Origin of the sequence: Methylomonas sp. LW13, from assembly GCF_016865255.1 — a bacterium.
In the GTDB taxonomy this organism is placed as follows: domain Bacteria; phylum Pseudomonadota; class Gammaproteobacteria; order Methylococcales; family Methylomonadaceae; genus Methylomonas.
This window is the reverse complement of sequence record NZ_CP033381.1, coordinates 1,040,653-1,057,261: the sequence shown is the minus strand read 5'-3', so window position 1 is coordinate 1,057,261 and position 16,609 is coordinate 1,040,653. Positions and strand designations below refer to the sequence as shown.

Sequence of the window (16,609 nt, the reverse complement as noted above, 5' to 3'; positions counted from 1 at the left end):
AATTCCGGGACAAGCCAGATCCCCTATGCCGCGCCGAGCACCGCAGCGTTTATCGAGAATTGCCCGAAGGGGCACCGCAGGGATGCGGTGCGTCGGCGGAGGGGCTGGGATGCCCCTTCTGCCGACCCTCGATAAACGCTGCGGCGCGCAGGATTAAAGCGGCATCGGGGTGGCCTTTTCTTTGGATACTTTCTTTTGGCCATGCAAAAGAAAGTATCTCGGCTGTCGGGCCGAGACCCGACTTCAAAACCAGCCGTCGCGCCAGCGACACATTGCTTAAAATCCGCGTGGGCACAAAAACCGTGCCCACCCTACGATAAGCCGAAACTTAAAAGCTAAAAAATCAAGCCGCCGCCTTATGCTCATGCGTAAAACAATCCTTAGGACACACCTTGGAACATGCCTCGCAACCAATACAGTCAGCAGCATTTTTCAAGCTCATCACCATGCTGTTATCGTCATCGTCCTCAAAGTCGCCGTAATCGTCGCCAAAATCTTCGGCTGATAAGGCTTCGTCTTTTTCGACCAAATCAAATACGTCGCGCGGACAAACCTTGAAACAACGGCCGCAACCGATACAAGTACGCTGATTAATGTCGGTAACGTAAGACGGTGTCCAAACGGTGCCGCCAAAGGTCACGCCGGTTACAAATTCGCTCATGATCGTCTCCTAAGCCGTTTCTTTGCTGGCAGCCAAGAACTTCTTGTTGGCATCATCCCAGGCTTTGCAGGCGTCGTAAGTGGCTTGCGCAATGCCCATCAGTTCGCCATAGGCATCCGGCAATCTGTCTTCGATCAAATCGTGCAATACCGAGGCAGCCTCACTAGCAATACGCTTGGCTTTTTTTACGTCTTTTTCCAATACTTTCAGTTCTTCGTCGCTCATCGCACACCTCAAGCTTCGGCTACTTCTCTATAGGTTGTGATCAAACCCAGCGCTTTCTCAATGGTTGCATCGGTTTTGGCCGCCAAATCTTCCAGGCTGGGGAAACCGAAACGGTGCACATCGCGCAAGACTTTATCCACCACGATCAATTTACCGACCAATACCAAAGCCCGGCCGAAACCTTCGTGGGTGATGTTGATCACCGGCACGGCCATCAAGCCGCCTTTCTTTTCGATCAACGACGCAATGGAGTTGTAATAGGCTTTGACGCGCGCCAAGGTAATTTCATCCGGGTCGCCGATAATCGGTATCTCGCGTTTGCGTTCTTTGGTCATCACCAAAGGATCGATGATCTTTTCTTCCGACCAGCCTTCGTAGGTGTCGTAGGTATCGAGTGCGCGCAGTTGTTTGACCATCTCGACGACGATTTCCGAGTTCATGAACGGGTCGCCTGCTTCGACGACTAATGCGGGTTGGGCCATGGTGGTTCTCCTTTGGGTTTTTGTTTAGTTAGGTTTATGGCCTAACTGAAAAATATTCATTTGGGTGTCGCTAACGCGACGACTGTTTTAATGTCGGTTCTCGCACCGACAGGCGAGATACTTTTCTTTGCTTGTCCAAAGAAAAGTATCCAAAAGAAAAGACACCCGGATGCCGCTTATTCCCTGCGCTCCGAAGCTTTTGAACAGGGTTGCCGAAAGGGGATTCCTGCCCCTTCGGCAACGCGCCGCATCCCTGCGGCGCCCCTACCGGGCCGATCCGTTCAAAAGCTCCGGTGCTCGGCGCGGCATGCGGGGCAAAACCATTCCGACGCGCCAAGGCTTTTAACTATTTACGAGCTACCCCAACCCAATCTATTCATCCCACCCCTCCTCTTCCATCGCGTTAAACCGCTCCGGATTGGGGCCTTTGTGTAGGTTGATGGCTTTGGCCAACCAACTGGATGGCCCAGCTTTCATTTCGGCTTGCAAATCCGCGATCAGATCCTTGACGGTGCTGCCTTCGTGGACTTTGACCGGCTGAATGCCTTGCGCGACGATTTGTTTCACTGCAGAGGCACCAATCGCCAGGCAATACACGGCCGCGCAGCCTTCCAGCAACTGAATCTTCACCGACAACTTGTCTTCGTTACCGTCCTGCGCGAGTTCGCCAAATTGCGCAGCTTCCATGAATTCGAACTGTTCCGGATCCACCGCGTAGACAGCAAACGATTTGGCTGAGCCAAAATGCTGATCAACGTGCACCATGTCGGTAGTGGCAAAAGCGACTTTAATAGCGGTTTCCATAGGCATCCTCTGTTCGTGGGTATGCAAAACGTGCATGCGGCGGGCTAATGACATGACGGCGAGCACGCTTGACGTTCGGATTCGGGTTTTTGCGCATACGGCGAGTAGTAAGGCTCGATCTCCTCGTGGGCAAAGTTGATCACCAAATTGGCTAAATCAAACAAGGTTTGCCGAGTGCCGCGATAGCCTATCCAGGTTTTCTGATAACCGCCGATGATGTCGTACAACGGAAAACCGATACGCAGAATCGGTATGCCCAAGCGTTCGGCGCTAGCCACGGCATGCGAGTTACCGATCAGCAATTGCGCCTTGCGTTCTTTAGCCATAACTTCCAAATCTTCCAGGTCGCCGATCTTGATGCTGTCCACCGGTGCCGTCGCCAGCACTGGTGTATTTCCGGCACAAATCGCGGTCACCACTTCCGCACCCATGCCTTGTACCAGATGAATCAAAGCATTGAGTTGATCTGGATCAGCTGCGATCGCCACCCGCAGTTGGCCGAGCATGAAATGGGTATCGAGCATTGCGTCCTGCAATTGCGCGCGCTGCCGTTCAATCTTTTGCGGCACCGGCATTTCGCTGATGTCGGCCAAGGTTGTAATCAAGGCGTCGTTAGCCTGCAAGCCATAAAGATGGTCAAAATAGAAACTGGGGACACCGGTTTTTTCCTGCAACAGTTCGCCGGATTTACGCAGAGAGGCGCCGATTATCAAGCTGGCTTTAGCTTCACCCAAGGTCGCCAACTCCGACACTGGCGTACCGCCGATGGTGACTGGCGAAAAATCGTCGTCTGTCAAGCTGCCGTCCAGCGAATCGGACAAGTCCGGCACCAGCACCGGGCGTAAATTGAATTGTTCGATCAAATCGCGCAAAGCTTCCAGATCGCCGGGCGTCAACATGGGGCTAACCAGACAATTGACCTGACGCTGACGATTGCCAGGCTTGGTCCCTGCGGTTTCCGCGTCCGGCACCAGAGCTTTGATAATTTCGTAAATCGTCGCCGCATAGCCGGTTTCCACACAGCCGGTGAAATCGGGCGTATTTACTGCGACCACCGCCACGTGGGCATATTCCGGATAACGGTCGCGAAACTCGCGAACATTACGGTGCACGTCACAGCCTTGAGTTTCCGCCAAACCGGTGGTCAGTACCGCAATCAGAGCCGGGTTGGATTTTTCGGCAATCGCTTTGATGCCTTCGATGACATTTTCGTCGGCACCCAACACGGAGCTGGCTTGATCCATGGCAGTGGTTTGCAGCGGAATCGGCTCTCGGAAATGCCGCACGAAAAACACCTTGGCAAACGCCGTGCAACCTTGCGAGCCGTGCAGCATCGGAATCGCCCGGTCAAAACCCAGGCAGGCCAAGGAACCGCCGGTAGGTTGACTGGCCTTTAGCGGATTGACCGACAGGGCTTTATTGCGTTTGACGATGTCGGCCATGCTATGCCGCCTGAGCCGCTAAAGGCTCTGCTGGCGCCTCGATAGTGGCCGATTTTTTCAGGCCTCCGGTGCGCCAGGGCGGTGTCGCCCGCACAGCTTCCCAAACCGGGCTTTCCAAAGTCAAAGCCAATTGCCGGACCAGTTCCAGCATGCCTTGATAACCTTCGTAACCGAACTCGCGCTCTTGATTGATGTCCAGGAACGGAATCCGCGCTTTCAACGCGGTGTACATATTCCGGCCGCCGGCGATCAGAATGTCGGCTTTGTAGTCGGCAACGACTTTTAACAAGGCTTTCGGGCTGCCGTCTTCGATCATCAGCGTGTCTTCGCCCATCAGTTCGCGAATCCGCGCTTTGTCTTCTTCAGTAGATTTCTTGGTGCCGGTAGCCACCACCACCATACCCAAATCCTGCAGTGCCGAGATCACCGACCAGCTTTTCACGCCGCCGGTAAACAACAATACCCGCTTGCCTTTTAGCCTTTCTCGCCAGGGCGCTAGCGCTTCGCGGATGCGGTTTTCCTCGCGGGCAATGATGGCTTCGGTGCGTTCGATTAAATCAGGATCGTTAATCACTCGGGCGAAGTCGCGCAAAGCCTGGCTGGTATCGGTAATGCCGTAAAAACTGCCTTCGAACCACGGCGTGCCATAGCTTTGTTGTAGTTTGCGGGCCACGTTGACCATGGCCTTAGAGCACACCATCATATTGACTTCGGCTTTATGCATGGTTTGTACTTCGCGGAAGCGGGCGTCGCCGGACAAGGTACACAATACGCGCAAGCCCATTTCGTCGAGCAGCGGTAGCACGTGCCAAAACTCGCCGGCGATGTTGTATTCGCCCACCAGATTCACGTCATGTACCTTGATACCCGGGCGCTCGGTGCCGGGCGGCAACGGATCAGGATCGCGGGTGCCGATCACGTGATTGACCATTGCGTCGCCGGCGATGCGGTTACCCAGGTTTTTGGTGCCGTAGAAGCCGGCGCAATCAATAGGTACGACCGGCACGCCCCAGCGTTCGGCGGCGGATTTGCAAGTCGCGTTGATGTCGTCGCCCACCAGAGCCGGTACGCAAGTGTTGTAGATAAACACCGCCGGCGGATTGTAGGTTTCGATGGCTTGTTTGATCGCATGGAACAGGCGTTTTTCGCTACGCCCCATCACCACGTCTTGTTCGGTCAAATCAGTGGTCATACCGATTCGGTATAATTCCGAGCCGGAAGAACGGGTGCCGCGGTTGTCCCAGGAGCTGCCGGCACAGGCGATAGGACCGTGGACGATATGAGCCACATCGGCGATCGGCAGCAACGCAATCTGAGCGCCGTCGAAAGCGCAGCCGCCCGCCGCCGAACCGGGCTTGGGTTTTGCGCAGCCGGACTTTTCCTTCTTGTTATGCTCGCAAGCCGGTTCGTCCAGCAGTTCCGCAATATCTTTGGTCGATTTCATGGCATCACACCTCGCTTTTTGTTAACAACAAAGCAACCGGTGTGCCATTTGATAAGACACTGATTTCTATCTGGTTTTGTTGAATTTAAATTGTAGCAAACACGACAAACCGGAGCTTACGGAGGAATGATGACTACAATCAGCACGGAGAGGACGACCAATATCGCCAATTGCTGTTGTTATTAGCTTGCTGGTCGTTCGGTTAACTTGCCATAATCGACCGATCATCTAACTATTACGGCTCTACTGACCTTGTATCTCCTTATGTTGACCGAAAGCCACCTACGTGATTTGTTACTGAAACTAGAAGCCGACAACATCGAAAGAACTGAGTCGATCAATAAAACCGACAAGTTTTGCGAAGCGATATGCGCTTTCGCCAATAACTTACCCAATCACAAACAACCCGGTTACTTACTAATTGGCGTTAAAGACGATGGCACACTCGCCGGCTTGACTGTCAATGATGAATTATTGAAGAATCTCGGCGGCATCAGATCCGATGGCAACGTTCTACCGCAACCCCCCATGACCGTCAGCAAGTTTTCCTTTGCCGACGGCGACATCGCAGTCGTCGAAGTCACGGCGTCCGATCTGCCGCCGGTACGCTACAAAGGCCGGGTATGGATCAGGGTCGGCCCACGCAAAGCTATTGCCACCGAACAAGAAGAACGCATACTCAGCGAACGCAGAGTCGCCATGGCTCGCTCGTTCGACGCTCGCCCCTGTCCGGAATCAACAATCAGTGATCTGGCTCTAGGACAATTCGACGCTTATCGGCGCGAAGCGGTCGATTCAGAAACCATCGCAGCCAACCATCGACCCATCGAACAACAATTAGCCTCTTTTCGGCTTTACGATCCGGAGCGACAACGTCCTTCTCATGCCGGCATTTTGTTATTTGGCAAAAACCCGCGTTTTTTCCTGCCGGGGGCATATGTCCAATATCTCAAGGTTCCCAACACTACGCTTACCGAACTGCCTGATGATCAGGCTGAAATTTCCGGCGATCTTCATTCAGTACTGCGCGAATTGGAGGTCAGGCTAAAAAGCATTATCCAGACCAGCATGCGCCCAACCAGCTTACTTGCCGAGAAACTACTCCCGGATTATCCTGAATGGGCCTTAAGGGAATTGTTGATGAATGCAGTGATGCATCGCAACTACGACAGCAATACGCCAATTCGCTTTTATATGTTCAGTGATCACATCGAAATTCATAGCCCGGGCGGTTTGTATGGAGAAGCAACGCCGGAAAACTTCCCAACGCGCAATAGTTATCGGAATCCGATTATTGCCGAGGCAATGAAATCGCTCGGTTTTGTAAACAGGTTCGGTTACGGCGTTCAAAGAGCGCAAGCCCTGTTAGCGCAGAACGGCAATCGTCCGGCCGAGTTCGTGTTCGATGAGCATACGGTACTAGTTAAGGTTTACCGGAGGCCGACATGAAGACAGTCGCTTTTTTTAACAACAAAGGCGGCGTAGGTAAAACATCCCTCGTTTATCATTTGGCTTGGATGTTTGCAGACCATGGCATTAAAACTCTGGCGGCTGATCTTGATCCCCAAGCCAACCTTACCAGTATGTTTCTGGATGAGAATAGGCTGGAGGAGCTTTGGCCGGATGCAGAACATCCCGACACTGTGTACGGATCAATTCGCCCCATTCTGCGAGGCATAGGTGATATTAACAAGCCACATGTAGAAATGATTACTGAACAACTTGGCCTTATAGCCGGTGATCTGGGCCTTTCAAGATTTGAGGATAAACTTTCCGATGCGTGGCCGCGCTGTCGTAACAACGATGAGTCGGCTTTTCGGTCTATGACGGCTTTTCATCGCTTGATTCAGCAAGGAGCGGACTGGGGAGCGGAAATAGCGTTCATAGATGTTGGCCCCAATTTGGGAGCGATCAACCGTTCAGCACTAATTGCTTCCGATCAAGTTTGCTTGCCTTTGGCTCCCGATCTCTTTTCTTTGCAAGGCCTCAAAAACCTCGGGCCCACTTTGCGAGAATGGCGAAGGGTGTGGAGTGAGATTCTTCCAACAGCACCTTCCGATCTATCAATGCCCAAAGGTTCTATGCAACCGATCGGTTATATCGTAATGCAACACAGTACGATGAGCACGCGCCCGGTGAAAGCCTATAAACGATGGATGGAACGTATTCCAGATGTTTATCGAACTGACGTATTGGATGAGCAAAGCGGTTCTGGACTTGTTGTGGAACAAGATCCATATTGTCTATCCATGCTCAAACACTACCGCAGCCTTATGCCCATGGCAATGGAAGCACGTAAACCGATCTTTTTTCTGAAATCCGCTGATGGTGCGATTGGCGCCCATATTGAAGCAGTTAGAAGTTGCTATGAAGATTTCGAGAAACTAGCAGCTAAAATTGCGGGTCAGGCTGGTGTAGGATTCCTCTGTTAGCTGAGCGGTTAATGCTCGAATTATAAACCCCTCATCAACATGCTGTCAGGGTTGGTATAAACGCTACCAACCCAATTCCCCAGCAAAAATCTAACAACTCAATACGCGCTCCCCGGCTTTAACACCCAGCTTTTTCAGAATGATCGCCAACGGGCAAAAGCCGCTGAATGACGCCTGCACAAGATTGGCGCCCACAAACGCGGTAAACCAAAGCCAATTCGGCGAATGCCAGCGCGCCAGCGCAGCGCCAGACTGATCAGAACGAACGAGCCGGCAAACGCCATTACCAGACGATCAATAGACATATAGCCTGCTATTTCAAACGCACCACGCCGAGGAATTTCAAGATCATGCGTTCATAAAATGGTTCGCTGATGCCGTTTTTAATCTTGCGCATGAAGTATTTCTCAAAACCGATTTTGGCCAGATGCACCCATTTGCCATGGTTGGACCAAGTGGTATTTCGGGGCGGGATTTGCGGCACGGCCAAGAACGCCACGCCGGTGTCGCCCAAGTCCGCCAGGCACAAAGCGCTTAAACTCGGCATGTCCGACGGCTGTTTGCCGGCTAGTTCGTCGCGGATGTTGTGGGCGGTAGCCGTCACCATGGATTCGATCATGTAACCGGTTTTAGGGGTACCGGTCGGCACCGGGGTTTTCTCCACCGGCGGCAAGGCGATGCAGACCCCGACCGAGTAAATGTTTTTGTAGGTGGGATTACGTTGATGTTGATCTACGATCACGAATCCCCGCGGATTGGTCAAACCTTCCGCGCCGCAATGGCGCACCGCATCTACGCCGGTAAACGCCGGCAGCATCATCGAATGCTTGAACGGCACTTCATGTTTTTTCTTGTCGTTACCGTCTTCATCCACTTCGGTGACATACATCATGCCGGCTTCGATGCGATCCACTTTGGCGTTGGCGATCCATCTAATGGTCTTGTCGCGCAGCGCGCTTTCCAGCAAGCCTTTGGTGTCGCCGACCCCGCCGAGGCCCAGGTGGCCGATATATGGCTCGGAGGTGACAAAAGTCATCGGCACTTTGTCGCGGATTTTGCGTTTACGCAGTTCGGTTTCCAGAATCATCAGATATTCGTAAGCCGGGCCGAAACAGGACGCTCCTTGCACCGCGCCAACGACAATTGGACCGGGATCGGCCATAAATTTGTCCCAATCCTCGGCAGCCAATGCAGCATGATCGACATGGCAGACCGACGAGGTATGCCCACCGTGCGGCCCCAAACCCGGTACTTCATCGAAGGCCAGGCGTGGACCAGTGGCGATAATCAAATAGTCGTATTCAACCGAAGAGCCATCCGCCAGATCAATTTTGTTGTTGGCCGGATCGACTTTGGTCGCGGCCTTTTGAATGAAGTTGATGCCTTTTTTCGCCATCACCGGCGCCAGCTCGATTTTCAAATCCTCCGGTTTGCGCCATTTCGGCGGCACCCAGGGATTGGACGGCACAAAGTGGAAAGTCGGCGAATCGGAAATCACCACGACTTCATGCGCATTCCCCACTGTTTCCTTCATTTCGTAAGCCATCGGCACACCGCCGATCCCCGCACCCAACACTACAATTCTTGCCATGACCTTCTCCTCGCTGCTGTTTAGATGAACACACTCTGCATATTAATTATTTTTATAGTGGTGTTATATGCTTCAAAACCTTACGGCTCAAGAACATTAGGACCTCCTGATGCAATGAACTGAAATATTCCCGGCTTTTGATTGCTTTTGATGCCGAGGTAGACTGGGTACAATGCCCACTAATTACAGCATGCGGAACACTACCATGACCGAGAAACACGATACTGAACAAGCCTGGCGCGAGAAGCTAACTCCCGAGCAATATCATGTCTGCCGGGAAAAAGGTACCGAGCCGCCCTTTACCGGCAAATATACCGATTGTGACGAAGCCGGCGTGTACCGCTGTGTCTGCTGCGGTCACGCCCTGTTTACTTCTGAACATAAATTCCATTCCGGCTGCGGCTGGCCCAGTTTTTGGAATCCGCTGAACTCGGAAAGCCTGGATCAGCACCCCGATAACAGCCACGGCATGCGGCGAATTGAAGTGACCTGCCAGTCCTGTGGCGCTCACCTTGGCCATGTATTCGAAGACGGACCGCAACCAACAGGCCTGCGCTATTGCATTAATTCCGTGGCGCTGACACTGGAAAAATCATGATCTCCGCTCAGCAACAAGTGCAAGATTTGCTGGACTTCATCGACGCCAGCCCCAGCCCTTGGCATGCGGTGGCCAGCATAGAAGAACGCTTGCAGGCGCATCAGTTCCAACGCATCCAAGAAAGCAACACATGGTCATTGGTTAGCGGTGGTCGCTATTATGTGATCAGAGACGATTCTTCCATCGCCGCATTTGTCATCGGCAAACAAGCCTTGGCGGAAACCGGCTTCAAAATACTCGGCGCCCATACCGATTCGCCGGGGCTGCGCGTCAAACCGCAGCCGCTGATCGACTCGGACAAATTGCTGCGGCTGGCCGTGGAAGTATACGGCGGGCCAATTCTCGCTACGTTTACTGACCGTGATCTGAGTCTGGCCGGCCGTATTGCCTATCTGGATAAAAACGGCAACATTGCCAGCCGGCTACTGCGATTTGAAGAACCGTTGCTGCGTCTGCCGAATCTGGCGATTCATATGAACCGCAGCGTCAACGAAGACGGCCTGAAGCTAAAAAAACAAAGTGAGTTGCCGCTAATTTTTTCAGCCAGTGTCGAGCAACAATTACCCGCCGACCGGTTTCGGCAATTGCTGGAACAAGCCGGCAACATTGCCGCCGAGCGAATTTTAAGTTGGGAGCTCAATGCCTACGACACCCAGAAAGGCAGTCTGTGGGGTGATGAGCAACTGTTTTATGCCGATAGCCAATTGGATAATTTGGCGTCTTGCCATGCCGGACTGACGGCTTTGCTGGATGCACCGACACTGGATACCGAGAGCACTCTGGTCTGCGCGTTTTTCGATCACGAGGAAATCGGCAGCGAAAGCTGCAAAGGCGCGGCTGGCAGTTTCCTGCCGGATGTGCTTGAGCGTATCGCCAATGCGGTAGGCAGTAACCCGGACGACTACCGGCGTTCGCTAGCTAATAGTTTTATGGTTAGCGCGGATATGGCGCATGCCTATCAACCCAACTTTCCCGGCGCCTACGAACCCGGCCACAAAGTTATCGTCAACCATGGGCCGGTCATCAAGGTAAATGTTAACCATCGTTATGCCTCCGAATGCATTTCAGAGGCGACTTTCATCCGCGTTTGCCAGCAAGCCGGCGTGCCTTATCAAAAATACGCGCATCACGGCGACCTACCTTGCGGCAGTACGATAGGCCCGATAGCGTCGGCGAAATTAGGCATCCGCAGTGTCGATGTCGGCTCCCCTATGTGGGCCATGCACAGCATTCGCGAGAGTGCCGGCGTACTCGACCATGCCTATATGATTCGGGCCTTGCGGGGATTTTTCAGCAACCGATAATTTTTCAACTATCCTTGCCTGATGATTTTATCCGGTAGGGAATAACCTTGGTTTCCGTCTTTTCCACTGATGACGCATTGTCGTTGCGGCGCGCTTTTGAGCTCGTAAAGTGGGTAATCCTATGTTGCGTTGTCAGTCAGCCGTCGCCGGCAGACGAACTGAACCTGGAGTATAAGGTCAAGGCCGCCTATCTCTATAACTTCACCAAATTCATCACTTGGCCGGAAAAAGCCAGCCCCACCTTTAATATTTGTATCATCGGCCACGACCCTTTCGGCAGTCTGCTGAGCCCGCTGGAGAGCAAGACCGTTCAGGAAAAACCGATTCGGTTGTTCAAATTCGATGCGCCCAAACAGGCGAAAGATTGCGACATCGTCTATTTCGACAATCCCGAACAGCGGGCGGACCTTGCTTTACCCGGTGTATTACTGGTCGGATCGCTGAAAAAATCACTGACGGTCAGTAGTGAGCCGTTTTTTGCCGAATCCGGCGGCATGATCGGCTTTGCACTCGACGACGGCAAAGTCAAACTGCACCTCAACCTCAAGGCTTTGAAGCAAAGCGGTTTTAACGTCAGCGCCAAACTCATCGAAGTTGCCACGCTGGTGGAGGGGGGCGAGCATGAGTAGATTCTTCTCACGGCTATCCATCAAAGGCAAATTGTTCAGCATCGCCATCACCTCCAGCTTATTTTCCATGCTGTTGGCCTTGGTGATTTTGGTAACGGTGAACGTCACCGAAGTAAAGCGCAAGGCCCAAAGCGACTTAATCGCCGTAGCCAGCCTGATCGCCAACCGAAGTGTGGCTGCAGTGATGTTCGACGACGCCAATTTGGCCAAGGAAAACTTGGTGTCCTTGAATAATCTCCCTGATTTGCGCAGCGCGTGCGTTTACACCAAAAGAGGTCAGCTGTTCACCTCGCTGGACAAGCAATCCGCCACCTGCCCGATCGTATCGCATGGCTTGCGTAATTATTTCGATAAACTCAACCTTTATGTTTATCAGCCCATGCGCCTGGATGACGAAATTGTCGGCGGAATTTTTCTATCCTCCGACCTCAGTGCGGCCTTCTGGCGAGAACTGCAATTTATCGGTGTGGTGCTGATTGTATTGTTTGTGGCTTTATCCATTACCTTTTTGCTGACTGCCCCCTTATTAAACCGGGTGGCGAAACCCATCGCCCAACTGGCTAAAACCGCGCAGAAAGTCAGCCAGGAACACGACTATTCCTTGCGCGCAGCCAAGCACAGCAATGATGAAATGGGCATTTTGGTCGATGCGTTCAACGGTATGCTGGATACCGTGGAGATTCAAAACAAAGCCTTGATTAGTGTCAAAAATAACTTCCAGGCCTTGTACGACAACAACCCGACCATGGTGTTTAACCTGGATATGCAAGGGCAAATCATCTCGGTAAACCGCTTCGGCGCCCGCCAGCTGGGTTTGAGCGTTGAAGAACTGCAAGGCTGCTCTATTTTCAACTTCGCCCATCCCGAAGATATAGGCAACTGCAACCAGTTCTTCCAAATCTGCCGTAATCATCCCGAACAAGTACATAAGCTGGAAAGCCGCATCATCTGCCGCAACGGCAACATCATCTGGGCCAGGGAAACCGCGCGTCTGGTGAAAGACGAAAACAATCGTTCGCACCTGTTGCTGGTTTGCGAAGACATTACCGAAACCCGACGCCTCTCGGAAAAAATCGCTTATCAGGCCAGCCACGACGAATTGACCGGCCTAGTCAACCGCCGCCAATTCGACATCCATATTCAAAACTTGGTGTTGGAGGCGCAAGCCAACGACAGCCATCACGTTTTGTGTTATTTGGATCTGGATCAATTCAAAATCGTCAACGATACCTGCGGCCATCTGGCGGGCGACGAGCTACTACGGCAACTCGGCGAAGTACTGCGCCAACAAGTACGCAGAATGGACATATTGGCTAGACTGGGCGGCGACGAGTTTGGCATCCTGATGTCGTATTGTTCTCTGGAACAAGCCATCATCACCGGAGAAAAGTTACGTAATGCGGTATGCGACTTCCAATTTGCCTGGGAAAATCGCAGTTTCAATATCGGCGTAAGCATTGGTATCGCCCCCATCAATCGCGCTTGCGGCAATGCTGTTGATGTATTGAAAGAAGCCGATGCCGCCTGTTATGCCGCCAAGGAAAAAGGCCGCAACCGAGTACATATATTCAGCCCGGACGATGAAGAACTCACGCTGCGCCAAGGCGAAATGCAATGGGTGGAAAAAATCCGCCTGGGAATCGAGCGAGACCGCTTCCAGTTGTTCGGTCAATTGATCGTACCCATAGCCGCTAATCGTGGTGGTCTGCATTTCGAGACCTTAATCCGCTACCGAGACGATCAAGATAAGGTGATTCCGCCCGGCGCCTTTCTACCTGCTGCGGAACGCTACAATATGGCTTCGCCTTTAGATCGTTGGGTGATCTCCCGTTTGTTCGAGCACTTGGCAACGACACCAGGCTTTCTGGACCGTCTGGAAATGTGCTCGGTCAATCTGTCCGGTTTGTCGCTGTCGGACCAAGCCATGCTGGGCTTTATCGACGAGCAATTCCGCAAATGGCAGATACCCACCCACAAGATTTGTTTCGAAATCACCGAAACAGCGGCTATCAGCAATCTTTCCTATGCCCGGCAATTTATCGATTCGCTGCGCCAAAAAGGCTGCTCGTTCTCCCTGAATGATTTTGGCAGTGGCCTATCGTCTTTCGCTTACCTAAAGAACCTACCGGTCGATTATTTAAAGATAGACGGGCTGTTTGTAAAAGACATACTGGATGATCGGGTGGATTTGACTATGGTTAAAGCGATCAATGAGGTCGCCCATGTAATGGGCAAAAAAACCATCGCCGAATTTGTGGAAAACCAGAGTATTTTCGATCTACTACAAACCTTGGGAGTGAATTACGCACAAGGCTACGGCATTGCCAAACCGGCACCTCTGCGGGAATTATGAGAAATCCTATGCTGAAAACAGTGAAGAAACGGCTTTTCAAACACTCTCTAGTCCTTAGTCTCATCGGTCAGCAGGCCTATGCCGACCAAACCGTCAACGATTTTCTGGATTTATCGCCAGCGGAATTAGCCAATATTTCAGTGAGTATTGCCTCGGGTACCGCCAAATCGGTATCGCAATCGGCAGCAGTGACCACCGTTATCACCGCCGAGCAAATTGCCACGATGGGCGCTACCGATCTGCACGAGGTGCTGGAAACCGTACCTGGCATGCATGTTACGATCCAACCGGTGACTAACGACTATAGTTACACGATGCGCGGCATGCGCAATGAAACCAATGCCGAAGTCTTGCTCATGCTCAACGGCACACGTTTCTCCGTGCCCTATCAGGGTACGCATATGGCGGGAATGATTATTCCCGTCGAAAATATTCAACGTGTCGAGGTGATTCGCGGGCCGGGCTCAGCGCTATACGGGGCGGACGCCTTCGCGGGGGTGATTAATATTGTCACCAAAAAGGCCGCGGATATTGATGGCGTCACGGTCGGCGCACGCGGCGGCAATGCCGATACGAAAAGCGCTTGGGGTCAATACGGCGGTAAATGGCAAGGCTGGGATGTGGCAGGTAGCCTGCAATATAGTCATAACGGGGTCGATCCCGAGCGAATCATCGCTGCCGACGCGCAAACCCAAGTCGACCAAGCGTTGGGAACGAATATATCGCTCGCTCCCGGCCCCATGCAAACCCAAAACGAACGCTGGAACGGTCATCTCAGCTTACAGCGCAAACATTGGGATTTGGGATTTTGGGCTTTTAACGAAAGCGATTACGGGTTTCGTTCCGGCGCTTATGGCGCGCTGGATAACAAGGGCAAGGGCGATGGCAGCAATTACTTGGCGGATGTGCGTTATTCCACTGAGGATGATTTGGAGAACTGGGAACTACAAGCACACGCCAGCTTTTTACATAGCGATGTATCCGCCAATATTTACGGGTTTCCGGCCGGCTCAATTTTACCGATTGGCGCGGACAGCAACGTCACCGATCAACTGGCGGCGACCCGAGGCTTGGTGCTATTTCCGGAGGGGCTGCGCTTTGTCGCCGGTTTTAAAAATACTGTACCCAGTTTTGAGTTAACCAGTATTTACAAAGGCTTTTCCGATCATTTAATCCGCATGATCGCCGGCTTCCGCTATGAGGAGATGAACACCCAGGAAGCGCGCAATTACGGCGTAGGTGTTATCAACGGGTCCGGGCTATCGGCATTTCCCGCCATCAATGTTGCTGGCGGTTTACAAGACTTAACTGGAACCCCTCTCACATTCATTGACGACCATCATCGCGACATCTGGTCCGCGGCGATACAAGACGAATGGCAATTTGCCAAGGACTGGCACCTGACCACCGGTTTGCGATTTGACCACTATTCCGACTTTGGCGGCACATTGAACCCCCGCGCTGCGTTGGTCTGGAACATCAATTCTGAGTTGACTGCTAAATTGCTCTATGGACAAGCTTACAGAGCGCCAAGCTTCGTAGAACAATATCAGCAAAACAGTCCGCTTTTCCTTGGTAACCCGGCTTTGAGCCCGGAAACCATCTCAACTACCGAACTGGCATTCGATTATCGTCCAACGAAGAATCTGAGAACCGCGTTGAATTTGTACCATTATGAGATCCGCGATTTGATTAGCGGCCCGATTTCCGGCGCCGGCACGCTAACCGAGCGTAACACGTCAGGTCAAGACGGCTATGGCAGCGAGTTTGAATGGGATTGGAAATTTCACGCAGATTGGAATCTACGCGGTAACTACGCTTGGCAATTTGCCCGCAGCGAAGCGACGCACACCCGGGTTAGCAATGTCCCCGAGCATCATGTTTACACCGCACTCGCCTGGAATTTTATGCCGAAATGGCAGATTCAAACCCAAATTAACTGGATAGGTCACCGCCTTAGCAGCCCGGAAGATACGCGAGTTTTAAAAGATTATGAAACGGTCGACCTAACTTTAAATGCTAAAAAACTGATGGGATATCTGGATCTGACTGCATCCGCTCGGAACCTGTTCGATAGCCATGGCAAGGAACCGGCTACGTCCAGTTACCCTTATAATCAGCCCATCGCCGGACAAACTTTTTATTTCGAGGCTGGTTTACACTTTTAGCTGCTCGCTTGCAGCGAATAATTCCGGTGGATGGCATCCAGAAGATAAGCAACGATCTTACGGCTCAACCAAGCCTCGCCAGCCGCGACTGCGTGGATCATTCTGTTGATATAGGCCGCCAGTGACTGACTATTCTGATAGCCCTTGGCGCCAGCCAACACGCAGTGCAGAATTTGCTCTTCATGCAAGTCATCGCCGATGATCACGATATTACTGGTCGGACTGGCCGCCAATAACAAGTTGGTATAGTCGGGCGTTTGGCTACCGCGCAACGCAAAATTCAGCAAAATGATGTTGGGTTGGAGCTGTTCAGCGGCATTAAGGGCTTGGATCTCATCCGAATAAAACGCAACATCCGCTTCCGCCATCAACATCAGTGGCTGGATTTGGTCGATGTTATCGATTACTTGTATTTTCATGATAAATCTTGCTGTCTGTTAGCTGACTGGCTTGCCACTTTGACCTCCGGAACTAAT

Annotated in this window: 16 protein-coding genes; 7 read left to right on the top strand and 9 right to left on the bottom strand. The window is 52.3% G+C overall.

Annotated elements, in window-relative coordinates; translation table 11 throughout:
- Nucleotides 1–343: 343 nt before the first annotated feature.
- The 6 genes from fdxB to nifE all read right to left on the bottom strand — a co-directional run bounded on the left by fdxB (nt 344) and on the right by nifE (nt 5,058).
- Nucleotides 344–661, bottom strand: a complete 318-nt coding sequence (fdxB, locus tag JL719_RS04700) for a ferredoxin III, nif-specific (RefSeq protein ID WP_033157155.1) — start codon at nt 659–661, stop codon at nt 344–346.
- A 9-nt stretch (nt 662–670) separates the two neighbouring features.
- Entirely contained in the window at nt 671–886 is a 216-nt protein-coding gene (locus tag JL719_RS04695) for a CCE_0567 family metalloprotein (protein WP_020484884.1), read from the bottom strand.
- Between the two features lie 8 nt (nt 887–894).
- Nucleotides 895–1,368 (bottom strand): NifX-associated nitrogen fixation protein, encoded by a 474-nt coding sequence (locus JL719_RS04690; protein ID WP_033157156.1) that lies wholly within the window; start codon nt 1,366–1,368, stop codon nt 895–897.
- Between the two features lie 372 nt (nt 1,369–1,740).
- Nucleotides 1,741–2,172 carry a nitrogen fixation protein NifX gene (gene nifX, locus JL719_RS04685; RefSeq protein WP_084153311.1) on the bottom strand — a complete coding sequence of 144 codons (432 nt, stop codon included), beginning with the start codon at nt 2,170–2,172 and terminating at the stop codon, nt 1,741–1,743.
- Between the two features lie 44 nt (nt 2,173–2,216).
- Nucleotides 2,217–3,614 (bottom strand): nitrogenase iron-molybdenum cofactor biosynthesis protein NifN, encoded by a 1,398-nt coding sequence (nifN, locus tag JL719_RS04680; RefSeq protein WP_033157158.1) that lies wholly within the window; start codon nt 3,612–3,614, stop codon nt 2,217–2,219.
- A gap of 1 nt (nt 3,615) precedes the next feature.
- Nucleotides 3,616–5,058 (bottom strand): nitrogenase iron-molybdenum cofactor biosynthesis protein NifE, encoded by a 1,443-nt coding sequence (nifE, locus tag JL719_RS04675; protein ID WP_033157159.1) that lies wholly within the window; start codon nt 5,056–5,058, stop codon nt 3,616–3,618.
- Nucleotides 5,059–5,322: 264 nt separating this feature from the next.
- Here nifE and JL719_RS04670 point away from each other — a divergent pair, with 264 nt between their 5' ends.
- Nucleotides 5,323–6,507 carry an RNA-binding domain-containing protein gene (locus tag JL719_RS04670; RefSeq protein WP_033157160.1) on the top strand — a complete coding sequence of 395 codons (1,185 nt, stop codon included), beginning with the start codon at nt 5,323–5,325 and terminating at the stop codon, nt 6,505–6,507.
- On the top strand, nt 6,504–7,490 hold the full coding sequence (locus JL719_RS04665; RefSeq protein ID WP_033157161.1) for a ParA family protein: 987 nt from the start codon (nt 6,504–6,506) through the stop codon (nt 7,488–7,490). Before JL719_RS04670 ends, JL719_RS04665 begins: the two co-directional genes overlap by 4 nt.
- 90 nt (nt 7,491–7,580) lie before the next feature.
- Here the strand turns inward: JL719_RS04665 and JL719_RS24500 are convergent, their stop codons facing one another.
- Together JL719_RS24500 and JL719_RS04655 are read right to left on the bottom strand one after the other, a co-directional pair.
- Nucleotides 7,581–7,685, bottom strand: a complete 105-nt coding sequence (locus JL719_RS24500; RefSeq protein ID WP_225893020.1) for a hypothetical protein — start codon at nt 7,683–7,685, stop codon at nt 7,581–7,583.
- 118 nt (nt 7,686–7,803) lie between these two features.
- Nucleotides 7,804–9,081 carry an NAD(P)/FAD-dependent oxidoreductase gene (locus tag JL719_RS04655; protein WP_033157162.1) on the bottom strand — a complete coding sequence of 426 codons (1,278 nt, stop codon included), beginning with the start codon at nt 9,079–9,081 and terminating at the stop codon, nt 7,804–7,806.
- A gap of 205 nt (nt 9,082–9,286) precedes the next feature.
- Between JL719_RS04655 and msrB the strand changes: the two genes are divergently transcribed.
- From msrB to JL719_RS04630, 5 genes are read left to right on the top strand one after another with little or no spacing between them, the layout of a single operon-like run.
- Nucleotides 9,287–9,679, top strand: coding sequence for a peptide-methionine (R)-S-oxide reductase MsrB (gene msrB / locus JL719_RS04650; protein WP_033157163.1), 393 nt, complete (start codon nt 9,287–9,289; stop codon nt 9,677–9,679).
- Entirely contained in the window at nt 9,676–10,983 is a 1,308-nt protein-coding gene (locus JL719_RS04645) for a M18 family aminopeptidase (protein WP_084153312.1), read from the top strand. Before msrB ends, JL719_RS04645 begins: the two co-directional genes overlap by 4 nt.
- A gap of 47 nt (nt 10,984–11,030) precedes the next feature.
- Nucleotides 11,031–11,612 carry a YfiR family protein gene (locus JL719_RS04640; protein ID WP_033157164.1) on the top strand — a complete coding sequence of 194 codons (582 nt, stop codon included), beginning with the start codon at nt 11,031–11,033 and terminating at the stop codon, nt 11,610–11,612.
- Nucleotides 11,605–13,965 carry an EAL domain-containing protein gene (locus JL719_RS04635; protein ID WP_033157165.1) on the top strand — a complete coding sequence of 787 codons (2,361 nt, stop codon included), beginning with the start codon at nt 11,605–11,607 and terminating at the stop codon, nt 13,963–13,965. Before JL719_RS04640 ends, JL719_RS04635 begins: the two co-directional genes overlap by 8 nt.
- Nucleotides 13,966–13,973: 8 nt before the next feature.
- The gene (locus JL719_RS04630; protein ID WP_033157166.1) at nt 13,974–16,133 is read left to right on the top strand and encodes a TonB-dependent receptor plug domain-containing protein; all 2,160 of its coding nucleotides are present in this window, start codon (nt 13,974–13,976) and stop codon (nt 16,131–16,133) included.
- Here the strand turns inward: JL719_RS04630 and JL719_RS04625 are convergent.
- Complete coding sequence (locus tag JL719_RS04625) at nt 16,130–16,552, bottom strand: transcriptional regulator (RefSeq protein ID WP_033157167.1); 423 nt, start codon at nt 16,550–16,552, stop codon at nt 16,130–16,132. The genes JL719_RS04630 and JL719_RS04625 overlap by 4 nt on opposite strands.
- Nucleotides 16,553–16,609 lie beyond the last annotated feature (57 nt).

What these genes read in the sequence shown, in the direction of transcription:
- nifN (WP_033157158.1), bottom strand. Translation starts at nt 3,614, where the DNA reads ATGGCCGACATCGTCAAACGCAATAAAGCCCTGTCGGTCAATCCGCTA.
- nifX (WP_084153311.1), bottom strand. Translation starts at nt 2,172, where the DNA reads ATGGAAACCGCTATTAAAGTCGCTTTTGCCACTACCGACATGGTGCAC.
- msrB (WP_033157163.1), top strand. Translation starts at nt 9,287, where the DNA reads ATGACCGAGAAACACGATACTGAACAAGCCTGGCGCGAGAAGCTAACT.
- nifE (WP_033157159.1), bottom strand. Translation starts at nt 5,058, where the DNA reads ATGAAATCGACCAAAGATATTGCGGAACTGCTGGACGAACCGGCTTGC.
- JL719_RS04655 (WP_033157162.1), bottom strand. Translation starts at nt 9,081, where the DNA reads ATGGCAAGAATTGTAGTGTTGGGTGCGGGGATCGGCGGTGTGCCGATG.
- JL719_RS04635 (WP_033157165.1), top strand. Translation starts at nt 11,605, where the DNA reads ATGAGTAGATTCTTCTCACGGCTATCCATCAAAGGCAAATTGTTCAGC.
- JL719_RS04670 (WP_033157160.1), top strand. Translation starts at nt 5,323, where the DNA reads ATGTTGACCGAAAGCCACCTACGTGATTTGTTACTGAAACTAGAAGCC.
- fdxB (WP_033157155.1), bottom strand. Translation starts at nt 661, where the DNA reads ATGAGCGAATTTGTAACCGGCGTGACCTTTGGCGGCACCGTTTGGACA.
- JL719_RS04645 (WP_084153312.1), top strand. Translation starts at nt 9,676, where the DNA reads ATGATCTCCGCTCAGCAACAAGTGCAAGATTTGCTGGACTTCATCGAC.
- JL719_RS04690 (WP_033157156.1), bottom strand. Translation starts at nt 1,368, where the DNA reads ATGGCCCAACCCGCATTAGTCGTCGAAGCAGGCGACCCGTTCATGAAC.
- JL719_RS04665 (WP_033157161.1), top strand. Translation starts at nt 6,504, where the DNA reads ATGAAGACAGTCGCTTTTTTTAACAACAAAGGCGGCGTAGGTAAAACA.
- JL719_RS04625 (WP_033157167.1), bottom strand. Translation starts at nt 16,552, where the DNA reads ATGAAAATACAAGTAATCGATAACATCGACCAAATCCAGCCACTGATG.
- JL719_RS04630 (WP_033157166.1), top strand. Translation starts at nt 13,974, where the DNA reads ATGCTGAAAACAGTGAAGAAACGGCTTTTCAAACACTCTCTAGTCCTT.
- JL719_RS04695 (WP_020484884.1), bottom strand. Translation starts at nt 886, where the DNA reads ATGAGCGACGAAGAACTGAAAGTATTGGAAAAAGACGTAAAAAAAGCC.